Source organism: Pseudomonas sp. HN8-3 (assembly GCF_020790195.1).
Lineage (GTDB): Bacteria > Pseudomonadota > Gammaproteobacteria > Pseudomonadales > Pseudomonadaceae > Aquipseudomonas > Aquipseudomonas synxantha_A.
Genome location: NZ_CP086206.1, coordinates 3,699,259 through 3,711,082 on the forward strand (window position 1 = coordinate 3,699,259; position 11,824 = coordinate 3,711,082).

Consider the following 11,824-nt stretch of genomic DNA (forward strand, 5'->3'; position numbering starts at 1 on the left):
TACCGTGATCCAGACCCTGACCCACCTTCCCCACCCCCGTGATGACGCGGCCACCCTCGCCAGCCAGTTCAGCGACCTGGCACCGCCGCTCAACGCCCGGCAAGCGCATCTGGAAGCCTCGCGCTGCCTGTACTGTTACGACGCGCCGTGCGTGAACGCATGCCCCAGCGAGATCGACATCCCGTCGTTCATCCGCAATATCCACACCGAGAACGTGCAAGGCGCTGCGCAGAAAATCCTCTCGGCCAACATCCTCGGCGGCAGTTGCGCTCGGGTTTGCCCCACGGAGATCCTGTGCCAGCAAGCCTGCGTGCGTAACAACGCCGAAGAATGCGCGCCGGTGCTGATCGGTTTGTTGCAACGCTACGCCATCGACAACGCGCACTTCAGCGAACACCCGTTCCAGCGCGCCGCGCCCACCGGTAAGCGCATCGCCGTGGTCGGCGCCGGGCCGGCGGGGTTGGCCTGCGCCCACCGCGCCGCGTTGCACGGCCATGACGTGGTGGTTTTCGAAGCGCAGGAGAAAGCCGGCGGCCTGAATGAATACGGGATCGCCAAGTACAAGCTGGTGGATGATTTTGCTCAGAAAGAACTGGATTTCCTTCTGCAAGTAGGCGGCATCGAAATCCGCCATGGCCAGCGCCTGGGCGACAATCTGACCTTGAGCGAACTGCATCAGCAATTCGATTCGGTGTTCCTCGGCCTCGGCCTGGCGGCCAGCAAACAGCTCGGCTTGGCCCACGAAGACGCCCCCGGCCTGCTCGCCGCCACCGACTACATCCGCGAGCTGCGCCAGGCCGATGACCTCACCCAACTGCCCCTGGCCGACCGCTGCATCGTGCTCGGCGCGGGCAATACCGCCATCGACATGGCCGTGCAAATGGCCCGCCTCGGTGCCCGCGAGGTAAACCTTGTGTACCGCCGTGGCCTGGCGGACATGGGCGCGACCCAACACGAACAAGACATTGCCAAGGCCAATCAAGTGCGGCTGCTGACCTGGGCCCAACCCGACGAGGTGTTGCTCGACGACCAGGGCCGCGTACGCGGTATGCGCCTGGCCCGCACCCACCTGGAAAATGGTCGCTTGCTACCGACGGGGGAAACCTTCGAACTGGCCGCCGATGCGATCTTCAAGGCCATCGGCCAAGGCTTTGACAACGACGCACTGCACGACCTGCTGGCCCAGCAACTGCACCGCGTGGGCGAGCGCATCTTTGTCGATGAACAGCTGCGTACCAGTATCCCCGGCGTGTATGCCGGCGGCGATTGCGTCAGCCTTGGCCAGGACCTCACCGTGCAGGCCGTGCAACACGGCAAGCTGGCCGCCGAGGCCATGCACGCCCAACTCATGCTGAATGTGGAGGCTGCGTAATGGCCGATCTCTCGATTGTATTCGCCGGTATCAAAGCCCCCAATCCGTTCTGGCTGGCCTCCGCACCGCCCACCGACAAAGCCTACAACGTGGTCCGTGCGTTCGAAGCCGGCTGGGGTGGCGTGGTGTGGAAAACCCTGGGCGAAGACCCGGCGGCGGTGAACGTGTCGTCACGCTACTCGGCGCATTTCGGGGCGAATCGTGAAGTGCTGGGCATCAACAATATCGAACTGATCACCGACCGCTCCCTGGAGATCAACCTGCGGGAAATCACCCAGGTGAAAAAGGACTGGCCTGACCGTGCACTGATCGTATCGCTGATGGTGCCATGTGTTGAGGAGTCCTGGAAAAACATCCTGCCCCTGGTGGAGGCGACCGGCTGCGACGGCATCGAGTTGAATTTCGGCTGCCCCCACGGGATGCCCGAACGTGGCATGGGCGCAGCGGTCGGCCAGGTGCCGGAGTATGTGGAACAAGTGACGCGCTGGTGCAAGACATATTGCTCGCTGCCGGTGATCGTCAAGCTCACGCCCAACATCACCGACATCCGCGTGGCGGCGCGGGCAGCGTATCGCGGCGGCGCGGACGCGGTGTCGTTGATCAACACCATCAATTCCATCACCAGCGTGGATTTGGAGCGCATGGTCGCCCTGCCGGTGGTCGGCACCCAGAGTACCCACGGCGGTTACTGCGGTTCGGCGGTCAAGCCGATCGCCCTGAACATGGTCGCCGAAATCGCTCGTGACCCGCAGACCCAGGGCTTGCCGATCTGCGGCATCGGCGGTATCGGCAACTGGCGCGATGCAGCGGAATTCGTCGCCCTGGGCTGTGGCGCAGTGCAGGTGTGCACGGCGGCGATGCTGCATGGCTTCAGGATTGTGGACGAGATGAAGGACGGCCTGTCGCGGTGGATGGACAGCCAGGGTTACACCAGCCTGCAGGACTTTTCCGGGCGGGCCGTGGGTAACACCACGGATTGGAAGTACCTGGATATCAACTACCAGGTGATCGCCAGGATCGATCAGGCGGCGTGTATCGGTTGTGGGCGTTGTCACATTGCCTGTGAGGACACTTCACACCAGGCGATCGCCAGTTTGAAACAGGCGGACGGCACGCATAAGTATGAAGTGATTGATGATGAGTGCGTGGGCTGCAACTTGTGCCAGATCACCTGCCCGGTGGCGGACTGCATCGAGATGGTGCCGATGGACACTGGCAAGCCATTTTTGAATTGGACGCAAGATCCGCGTAATCCGTATCGGGAAGCTGTGTAGCCTTTAGACCGTTATCGCAGGCAAGCCAGCTCCCACAGTTGACCGCATTTTGTCTGAAGGAATGCAGTCGAATGTGGGAGCTGGCTTGCCTGCGATGGGCATGGGTATCTACACAACTTCTGGTATGGCGCTGTCCCTGTGGGAGGGGCGGTGCGACGATTCGACTTGCTCCCGATGGCGGCCTTAGGGCCGACCAGGATGCCGGATCAAACCGAGTACATATCCGTTATTTAGGTAACGGCCACTATTGGTTCCGCTCTTACAGCGGGTCACTTTTGAAAAAAGCGCAAAAGTAACCAAAACGCTCTTGCCCCACCACTCGGCACCTCGCCCAGGCTCGGTGTGCCCGTAATCCGCCATGGATTTGGGGGGCCGCCGCCACGCGCCATCCATGGCGCGGGGCAGCTAAACCGGCATCCCTGCCGGTTTACCCCCCAAATCCCTGTCGAATTCCGGCCAGCGTGGTTTAACGGGGCGCCTAAGATCAAAAGCAGATCAAGAGCAGATCAAGAGCGCCTCGCTTCGCATCGTGGTTACTGGTGACTGCTACGAAGTTGTGTAGATACCCATGCTGCGATGGGCCCCTCAGCCTCACCACAGGGCTCAAGGCTCCAACCCGATCCCCCGCAAGATCACACTGGTCACCGTCTGAATCGCCTTTTCGAACTGCATATCCGACAACGGCTGGTGATCATTCAAAATCTTCACCTGGTGATCAAAGTCGGCATAGTGCTGGGTCGAGGCCCAGATCATGTAGAGCAGGCTCGACGGTTCCACCGGCAGGATGCGTTTGTCTTGCACCCACTGGCGAATCTTCGCTTCCTTCATCTTGGCCCAGTCGTACAGGCTTTCATCCAGGGCCTCACCGAGCGTGGGCGCGCCGTGGATGATTTCATTGGCCCAGACCTTGGAGCCATACGGCCGCGTACGCGAGCGCTGCATCTTGGCGCGGATGTAGCTGCTGAGCACCACCCGCGGATCATCGAAGGTTTCGAAGCTCAGGGCATCCTGCTTCCACAGCTCCAGCAGGTCGAACAGCACCGCGCTGTACAGCTCGCTCTTGGTGGTGAAGTAATAATGCAGGTTGGAACGCGGCAGTTGCACCTCTTCGGCGATGTCGGCCATGGCGGTGCTGCCGTAGCCTTTTTCAGCGAAGACTTTTTCCGCCGCCAGCAGGATTTTCTCGACGTTGACCCGACGGATTCCGATCTTGTGATTGCCCATAAGGGCTCCCTGACAACAACACGGGTTAAAGACTACCACCAGCTCTAGATCGGGGCGACAGGCCAAGCCGAAACTTCGTACACTGCCCGCTCTTACCCATTGATTGGTATTGAACAATGTTGATCAAGAAAGCCCTGACCACCCTCGCCATGCTCACCTCCCTGCTGGGCGCCTCGGCGGCATTTGCCCATGCCCACCTCAAGAGCGCAGAACCTGCGGCCAACAGCAGCGTCGCCGCGCCGAAAGACCTGCGCCTGACCTTCACCGAAGGCGTCGAAGCCACCTTCACCAAGGTGTCCCTGAGCAAGGACGGCACTGAAATCGCCATCAAGGGCCTGGAAACCCCGGACGCGGACAAGAAAGTCCTGGTCGTGACCCCTGCCGCCCCGCTCGCGAGCGGCAATTACAAAGTGGTGTGGAATGCAGTGTCGGTCGACACCCACAAGAGCAGCGGTAAATACAGCTTCAAGGTCGGCCAGTAACCCATGGCAACCCTGCTGGTGCTGTGCCGTTTCCTGCATTTTATCGTCGTGCTGCTGATGTTCGGGGCTTGCGTACTCCGGCCCTGGCTGCTCGGCGCCCAGGTACAGCCGACTCTGGACCGGCAACTGCTATGCATCACCCGTGGCCTGGCCTGGCTGGGGCTTGGCTCCGGCGTGGCGTGGCTACTGCTGATCACCGCCAGCATGGCCGGCAGTTGGGACGCGGCGCTGCAACCGGCCACCGTGCAATTGGTGCTGGGCAAGACCTTTTTCGGCCAGGTATGGTCCTGGCATCTGCTGCTGAATGTTCTGCTGGTGATCGTGCTGATCAAAGCCTGGCCAGCCTTGCGTTTGCCATTGATCACCCTGCTGCTGGCGACCCTCGCGCCGGTGGGCCATGGCGCCATGCTCGACGGGCTGAGTGGGCAATTGCTAATCCTCAACCAAGTGGTGCATCTGCTCTGCGTGGGGGCCTGGCTGGGTGGGTTGCTGGTGCTGGTGCTGATCCTCAGGCACGCGCAAGAGCACCGGCTGGAGCCGATCTTGCGGCGCTTCAGCGGCGTGGGTTACGGCCTCGTCGCCGGCTTGCTGGTAACCGGTTTGATCAATGTGCGCGTGCTCACCGGGCAACTGTGGCCCACGCCACTGTTCAATGGGTTTGCCTTGATCCTGCTGATCAAGGTGGGGTTGGTGGCGGGGATGTTGGGGTTGGCGCTGCTGAACCGGTTGCGTATCGAACGCTGCGAACAGCGCTTGGGCAGTTTGAAAGCCAGCGTGATGATGGAATGGCTGCTGGGGGTCTGCGCAGTAGCCGCCGTTTCACTCCTTGGCACCCTGCCTCCGATGGTTTTAGCGGTATAAAAAACCAGGTTTAACTCAATCAAATGTGGGAGGGGGCTTGCTCCCGATAGCGGTGTATCAGTCAGATCATCTGTGACTGACACACTGCTATCGGGAGCAAGCCCCCTCCCACATTGACCCTGCCCGCTTTAGATCAGGTCATACACAGTCATCGTATAACTTCCGCTTGACACACCCCGAAAACCCCGCAAATATCCCGCTCAATGTTGTACGACGACGTATAACAAATAATAAAAACAACAAAAGAAAGGGAGCCTCACTGTGAGTCAATTCGCCCGCAATTGCTCTGCACGCCTGGGCCTTATCAGCCTCGCTAGCCTGGCCGTCACCCTGCCCCTGTGCGTTCAAGCCGAAGGTTTTATCGACGACGCCAAGGCCACGCTCAACCTGCGCAACGCCTACTTCAACCGCAACTTCACCAACCCCGGCAACCCTCAGGGCAAGGCCGAAGAGTGGACGCAAAACTTCATTCTCGACGCCAAATCCGGCTTTACCCAAGGCACTGTCGGGTTCGGGATTGATGTATTGGGCCTGTATTCGCAAAAGCTCGATGGCGGCAAAGGCACTGCCGGTACTCAACTGCTGCCGGTGCATGACGATGGCCGCCCTGCCGACAATTTCGGACGCCTTGGGGTCGCGCTGAAAACCAGGCTGTCCAAGACCGAGCTCAAACTTGGCGAGTGGATGCCAGTGCTGCCGATCCTGCGTTCCGATGATGGCCGCTCTCTGCCCCAGACCTTTCGCGGCGGCCAGGTCACGTCCAATGAGATCGCCGGTCTGACCCTCTACGGCGGCCAGTTTCGCGGCAACAGCCCACGCAACGACGCGAGCATGGAAGACATGTTCATGAACGGCAAAGCTGCGTTCACCTCGGACCGCTTCAACTTCGGCGGGGGCGAATATACCTTCAACGACAAGCGCACCCAGGTCGGCCTGTGGTACGCCGAACTCACTGATATCTACCAGCAACAGTATCTGAACCTCACCCACAGCCAGCCGGTGGGCGACTGGACCCTGGGCGCCAACCTTGGCTTCTTCAACGGCAAGGAAGACGGCAGCGCCTTGGCCGGCGACCTCGACAACAAGACCGTGTTCGCCCTGCTCTCGGCCAAATACAACGGCCACACCTTCTACGTCGGCCTGCAAAAACTCACCGGCGACAGTGTATGGATGCGTATCAACGGCACCAGCGGCGGCACGCTGGCCAACGACAGCTACAACTCCAGCTATGACAATGCCAGGGAAAAATCCTGGCAGGTGCGCCATGACTTCAACTTTGTCGTACTCGGCGTGCCAGGGCTGACCCTGATGAACCGCTATATCAGCGGCAGTAACGTGCACACCGCAGCGATCACCGATGGCAAGGAATGGGGACGTGAGTCGGAACTGGCGTATACGGTGCAAAGTGGTGCACTGAAAAACCTCAATGTGAAGTGGCGCAATTCGACAATGCGGCGCGACTTCAGCAATAACGAGTTTGATGAGAACCGGATTTTCATCAGCTATCCGATTTCGTTGTTGTAAGTTCCAGGGTCGAACTCGATCTCAAAGGTGCCACACATCCATGTGGAAGCTGGCTTGCCAGCTCCCACCTTTGATCTCATGCGCCTGGAAGGACGTTGACAACACCAAGAATCCCTAACACTATTTCCATATAGTCATACGACAACCTACAACAAAAATCTGGAACGCCCATGACCACCACAACCCCTGCTCCGTTTAACCGCCTGCTGCTCACCGGCGCCGCCGGTGGCCTCGGTAAAGTTTTGCGCGAACGTATGCGCCCTTACGCCAAGGTCCTGCGCCTGTCGGATATCGCCGACATGGCTCCCGCCATCGATGCCCGCGAAGAAGTGCAAACCTGCGACCTGTCCGACAAGCAAGCCGTGCACCAATTGGTAGAAGGCGTCGACGCCATCCTGCATTTTGGTGGCGTATCGGTAGAGCGCTCGTTCGAAGAAGTGCTCGGCGCCAATATCAGCGGCATCTTCCATATCTACGAGGCCGCACGTCGCCATGGCGTAAAGCGTGTGATCTTCGCCAGCTCCAACCATGTGATCGGTTTCTATAAACAGGGTGAACAACTCGACGCCCACTCCCCACGCCGCCCGGACAGCTACTACGGCCTGTCCAAGTCCTACGGCGAAGACATGGCCAGTTTCTACTTTGACCGTTATGGCATCCAGACGGTGAGCATCCGCATCGGCTCCTCGTTCCCGCAGCCGCAGAACCGCCGGATGATGCACACGTGGTTGAGCTTCGACGACCTGACCCAACTACTCGAACGCGCGCTGTACACGCCCGATGTCGGCCATACCGTGGTCTACGGCATGTCGGCCAACCTCGACACCTGGTGGGACAACCGCTACGCCGCACACCTGGGCTTTGCGCCCAAGGACAGCTCCGAAGTGTTCCACGCCCAGGTCGAGGCCCAGCCGCCGGTCGCAGATGATGACCCGGCAAGGATTTATCAGGGCGGCGCGTTCTGCGCGGCAGGCCCGTTCGGTGACTGAGTGCACAGCAACCCAAAGGAATGAGTGGCCATGACTGCAGAATTGATTGTCGATGCCCGCAACGCCGTGGGGGAATGCCCGATATGGGTGCCTGAAGAAAACGCCCTCTATTGGGTGGACATCCCCAACGGTGGCTTGCACCGTTGGGACGCCTCTGCCGGGCACCTGCGTGCCTGGAAGGCCCCGCAGATGCTAGCCTGCATCGCCCGTACCCAAGCGGGCAACTGGGTGGCAGGCATGGAAACCGGCTTCTTTGAACTGACCCCGCACAACGACGGCAGCCTCGACACTACGCTCTTGGCTGGTGTCGAACATCCGCGCCCGGACATGCGCTTGAACGACGGCCGCTGTGATCGCCAAGGCCGCTTCTGGGCCGGCAGCATGGTGCTGAACATGGGGTTGAACGCCGCTGAGGGCACCCTTTATCGCTATGCGTCTGGCACGGCGCCCCATGCGCAGCTCGATGGTTTCATCACCCTCAACGGTCTGGCCTTCAGCCCCGATGGCCGCACAATGTATGCCTCTGATTCACACCCGCTAGTGCAGCAGATCTGGGCATTCGACTACGACATCGACACCGGTGCGCCGTCCAACCGCCGGGTGTTTGTGGACATGCATGACTTTCTCGGCAGGCCCGACGGTGCAGCTGTCGACGCGGATGGCTGCTACTGGATCTGCGCCAACGATGCCGGCCTGGTCCACCGTTTCACCCCCGACGGTCGCCTCGACCAGTCCCTCACCGTACCGGTAAAAAAACCCACCATGTGCGCCTTCGGCGGCAGTCGCCTGGACACCCTGTACGTCACCTCCATTCGTGACGATCAGCGTGACAGTTCGCTGTCCGGCGGCGTGTTTGCCCTCAACCCCGGCGTCAAGGGATTGCCCGAACCCCAGTTCATCCTCTAGCTGCATCGCTGTGCCTTGAATACAACAATAACAAGACAGGAATCACCGCCCATGGACTTCAAACGCACCTTGCTCGCTGCCACACTCGTGGCCCTCAGCAGCGCCGCCCACGCGCTGGAAATCAAGTTTGCCGATATCCACCCCGCTGGCTACCCCACCGTGGTCGCCGAAGAAAACATGGGCAAGGCCCTGACCCAGCAAAGCAAGGGCGAATTGACCTTCAAGTACTTCCCGGGCGGTGTGCTCGGCTCCGAGAAGGAAGTCGTCGAACAGGCCCAGGTCGGCGCCGTGCAAATGACCCGCGTCAGCCTTGGCATCGTCGGCCCGGTGGTGCCGGACGTGAATGTGTTCAACCTGCCGTTCGTGTTCCGCGACCAGGCGCATATGCGCAAAGTGATTGACGGCGAAATCGGCGATGAGATCCTCGCCAAGATCACCGATTCCGAGTTCGGCCTGGTCGCCCTCGCCTGGATGGACGGCGGCACGCGCAACCTCTACACCAAGAAACCAGTGCGCAAGATCGAAGACCTCAAGGGCATGAAGATTCGCGTGCAAGGCAACCCGATTTTCATCGAAGCCTTCAATGCAATGGGCGCCAACGGTATCGCCATGGACACCGGCGAGATCTTCAGCGCCTTGCAGACCGGGGTGATCGACGGCGCAGAAAACAACCCGCCGACGCTTCTGGAACACAACCACTTCCAGAACGCCAAGTACTACACCCTCACCGAACACCTGATCCTGCCCGAGCCCATCGTGATGTCGAAAATCACCTGGAACAAGCTCACCGCCGCACAGCAGGACATGGTCAAGGAAGCCGCCAAGGCCGCCCAGGCTGACGAGCGTGTGTTGTGGGATGCCAAGTCGGCCAGCAGTGAAGATAAACTCAAAAAGGCCGGGGTCGAGTTCATCACCGTCGACAAAAAGCCCTTCTATGACGCCACCGCGCAGGTTCGCGCGAAGTACGGTGCGCCTTACGCCGACATCATCAAGCGTATCGACGCCGTTCAGTAACGCCCTCCTCCCTGACAAGGCCCGGCGCGGTCGGTATCGACGCGCCCGGTCACGGTGAACGCCATGAAGAATCTACTGCTGCGCATCAACGACCGTATCTACATGACCTGCATCTGGGTCGCCGGCCTCTCGGTCCTGGGGGTCGCGCTGATCATTCCCTGGGGCATCTTCGCCCGCTATATTCTCGGCACCGGCTCCAGTTGGCCGGAACCCTCTGCGATCCTGCTGATGCTGGTGTTCACCTTTATCGGCGCGGCTGCCAGCTACCGCGCCGGGGCGCATATGTCGGTGGCGATGATCACTGATCGCCTGCCTGATGCTCAGCGCCGCGTTGTCGGCATCGTCTCGCAACTGTTGATGGCGACCATCTGCCTGTTCATGACCATTTGGGGCGCCAAGCTGTGCCTGTCCACCTGGAACCAGTTCATGAGCGCCATCCCTACCCTGCGTGTGGGTATCACCTATATGCCGATCCCGATTGGCGGCTTGCTGACCCTGATATTCGTGCTGGAAAAACTTCTACTGGGCGACCAGAGCCACCGGCGCGTAGTGCGTTTCGACCTGGTTGAAGAAAGCGAAGGGGCTGCCTGATATGGACGCATTGATTCTGCTGGGCAGCTTTATCGCCTTGATCCTGATCGGTATGCCGGTGGCCTACGCCCTGGGCTTGTCGGCGCTGATCGGCGCGTGGTGGATCGACATTCCGTTCCAGGCCCTGATGATCCAGGTGGCGGGCGGGGTGAACAAGTTTTCACTGATGGCGATTCCATTCTTCGTATTGGCCGGAGCGATCATGGCCGAGGGCGGCATGTCGCGGCGGCTGGTGGCGTTTGCCGGGGTGCTGGTGGGCTTTGTGCGCGGCGGGCTGTCGCTGGTCAACATCATGGCGTCGACGTTTTTCGGTGCGATCTCAGGCTCGTCGGTGGCCGATACCGCGTCGGTCGGTTCGGTGCTGATCCCGGAGATGGAACGCCGTGGCTACCCACGGGAGTTCGCCACGGCGGTGACCGTGAGTGGCTCGGTACAAGCGCTGCTGACCCCGCCCAGCCACAACTCGGTGCTCTACTCCCTGGCCGCCGGCGGCACGGTATCAATCGCCTCGCTGTTCATGGCCGGCGTGGTGCCGGGCCTTTTAATGAGCGCGTGCCTGATGGTGCTGTGCCTGATCTTCGCGAAAAAGCGCAACTACCCCAAGGGCGAAGTCATCCCCTTGAAGCAGGCCTTGAAGATCGCCGCTGATGCGCTCTGGGGCCTGATGGCCATGGTGATCATCCTCGGCGGCATCTTGTCGGGCATCTTCACCGCCACCGAGTCGGCGGCCATCGCGGTGCTGTGGGCGTTTTTCGTGACCATGTTCATCTACCGCGACTACAAATGGCGCGAGCTGCCCAAGCTGATGCATCGCACGGTACGCACCATTTCCATCGTGATGATCCTCATCGCCTTCGCCGCCAGCTTCGGCTACATCATGACCCTGATGCAGATCCCGGCGAAGATCACTACGCTGTTCCTGACCCTGTCGGACAACCGCTACGTGATCCTGATGTGCATCAACGTCATGCTGCTGTTGCTCGGCACGGTGATGGACATGGCACCGCTGATCCTGATCCTTACGCCGATCCTGTTGCCGGTGATCCTCGGTATCGGCGTCGACCCGGTGCACTTTGGCATGATCATGCTGGTCAACCTCGGCATCGGCTTGATCACGCCTCCGGTGGGCGCGGTGTTGTTCGTCGGCGCGGCGGTGGGCAAGGTAAGCATCGAGAAAACCGTGAAGGCGCTGCTGCCGTTTTATGCGGTGCTGTTTCTGGTGCTGATGGCCGTGACCTACATTCCGGCACTGTCGTTGTGGTTGCCGAGCGTGGTGCTGTAAACCCAATCGTCAGAACACAGGTGAGCAAATGTGAGAGGGGGGTTGCTCACCTGACGGCCTCACAATCGACAGGCGCCTACGTGACACACCTTGGTCAAATGTGGGAGGGGGCTTGCTCCCGATGGCGGCCTCCGGGCCGACCAGGGTGGTGGGTCAGACCGAGTACATATCCGGTGTTTGGGTAACGGCCGCTATTGGTTCCGCTTTTACAGCGGGTCACTTTTGGAAAAGAGCCCCAAAAGTAACCAAAAGGGCTCTTGCCCCACCACTCGGCACCTCGCCTAGGCTCGGTGTGCCCGTAATCC

At 60.4% G+C, this 11,824-nt stretch carries 11 protein-coding genes; 10 read left to right on the forward strand and 1 reads right to left on the reverse strand.

The window, feature by feature from the left end; genetic code table 11:
- The first annotated feature begins 4 nt into the window (after positions 1-4).
- Positions 5-1,372: an NAD(P)-dependent oxidoreductase gene (locus LJX92_RS16275; protein ID WP_032880506.1), complete on the forward strand. Its 1,368-nt coding sequence runs from the start codon at positions 5-7 to the stop codon at positions 1,370-1,372.
- Positions 1,372-2,646 carry an NAD-dependent dihydropyrimidine dehydrogenase subunit PreA gene (gene preA, locus LJX92_RS16280; RefSeq protein ID WP_032880504.1) on the forward strand — a complete coding sequence of 425 codons (1,275 nt, stop codon included), beginning with the start codon at positions 1,372-1,374 and terminating at the stop codon, positions 2,644-2,646. Before LJX92_RS16275 ends, preA begins: the two co-directional genes overlap by 1 nt.
- Positions 2,647-3,249: 603 nt before the next feature.
- Here preA and LJX92_RS16285 read toward each other — a convergent pair.
- Complete coding sequence (locus LJX92_RS16285; RefSeq protein ID WP_005789320.1) at positions 3,250-3,870, reverse strand: TetR/AcrR family transcriptional regulator; 621 nt, start codon at positions 3,868-3,870, stop codon at positions 3,250-3,252.
- Positions 3,871-3,986: 116 nt separating this feature from the next.
- Here LJX92_RS16285 and copC point away from each other — a divergent pair, with 116 nt between their 5' ends.
- The 8 genes from copC (at position 3,987) to LJX92_RS16325 (ending at position 11,519) form a co-directional block, all read left to right on the forward strand.
- The gene (gene copC / locus LJX92_RS16290) at positions 3,987-4,352 is read left to right on the forward strand and encodes a copper homeostasis periplasmic binding protein CopC (RefSeq protein WP_228308611.1); all 366 of its coding nucleotides are present in this window, start codon (positions 3,987-3,989) and stop codon (positions 4,350-4,352) included.
- 3 nt (positions 4,353-4,355) lie between these two features.
- A complete protein-coding gene (gene copD, locus LJX92_RS16295; protein WP_228308612.1) occupies positions 4,356-5,213 on the forward strand; it encodes a copper homeostasis membrane protein CopD in 858 nt (285 codons plus the stop codon).
- 261 nt (positions 5,214-5,474) lie between these two features.
- Positions 5,475-6,737 carry an OprD family porin gene (locus tag LJX92_RS16300; protein WP_032880499.1) on the forward strand — a complete coding sequence of 421 codons (1,263 nt, stop codon included), beginning with the start codon at positions 5,475-5,477 and terminating at the stop codon, positions 6,735-6,737.
- A gap of 170 nt (positions 6,738-6,907) precedes the next feature.
- Positions 6,908-7,726 carry an NAD-dependent epimerase/dehydratase family protein gene (locus LJX92_RS16305; RefSeq protein ID WP_228308613.1) on the forward strand — a complete coding sequence of 273 codons (819 nt, stop codon included), beginning with the start codon at positions 6,908-6,910 and terminating at the stop codon, positions 7,724-7,726.
- Between the two features lie 30 nt (positions 7,727-7,756).
- Positions 7,757-8,632 carry an SMP-30/gluconolactonase/LRE family protein gene (locus LJX92_RS16310; RefSeq protein WP_032880494.1) on the forward strand — a complete coding sequence of 292 codons (876 nt, stop codon included), beginning with the start codon at positions 7,757-7,759 and terminating at the stop codon, positions 8,630-8,632.
- A gap of 51 nt (positions 8,633-8,683) precedes the next feature.
- Entirely contained in the window at positions 8,684-9,646 is a 963-nt protein-coding gene (locus LJX92_RS16315) for a TRAP transporter substrate-binding protein (protein WP_223018461.1), read from the forward strand.
- Between the two features lie 63 nt (positions 9,647-9,709).
- Positions 9,710-10,237, forward strand: coding sequence for a TRAP transporter small permease (locus LJX92_RS16320; RefSeq protein WP_005789330.1), 528 nt, complete (start codon positions 9,710-9,712; stop codon positions 10,235-10,237).
- A 1-nt stretch (position 10,238) separates the two neighbouring features.
- Positions 10,239-11,519: a TRAP transporter large permease gene (locus tag LJX92_RS16325; RefSeq protein ID WP_078821744.1), complete on the forward strand. Its 1,281-nt coding sequence runs from the start codon at positions 10,239-10,241 to the stop codon at positions 11,517-11,519.
- Positions 11,520-11,824 lie beyond the last annotated feature (305 nt).

What these genes read in the sequence shown, in the direction of transcription:
- preA (WP_032880504.1), top strand. Translation starts at nt 1,372, where the DNA reads ATGGCCGATCTCTCGATTGTATTCGCCGGTATCAAAGCCCCCAATCCG.
- LJX92_RS16285 (WP_005789320.1), bottom strand. Translation starts at nt 3,870, where the DNA reads ATGGGCAATCACAAGATCGGAATCCGTCGGGTCAACGTCGAGAAAATC.
- copC (WP_228308611.1), top strand. Translation starts at nt 3,987, where the DNA reads ATGTTGATCAAGAAAGCCCTGACCACCCTCGCCATGCTCACCTCCCTG.
- copD (WP_228308612.1), top strand. Translation starts at nt 4,356, where the DNA reads ATGGCAACCCTGCTGGTGCTGTGCCGTTTCCTGCATTTTATCGTCGTG.
- LJX92_RS16305 (WP_228308613.1), top strand. Translation starts at nt 6,908, where the DNA reads ATGACCACCACAACCCCTGCTCCGTTTAACCGCCTGCTGCTCACCGGC.
- LJX92_RS16310 (WP_032880494.1), top strand. Translation starts at nt 7,757, where the DNA reads ATGACTGCAGAATTGATTGTCGATGCCCGCAACGCCGTGGGGGAATGC.
- LJX92_RS16315 (WP_223018461.1), top strand. Translation starts at nt 8,684, where the DNA reads ATGGACTTCAAACGCACCTTGCTCGCTGCCACACTCGTGGCCCTCAGC.
- LJX92_RS16320 (WP_005789330.1), top strand. Translation starts at nt 9,710, where the DNA reads ATGAAGAATCTACTGCTGCGCATCAACGACCGTATCTACATGACCTGC.
- LJX92_RS16325 (WP_078821744.1), top strand. Translation starts at nt 10,239, where the DNA reads ATGGACGCATTGATTCTGCTGGGCAGCTTTATCGCCTTGATCCTGATC.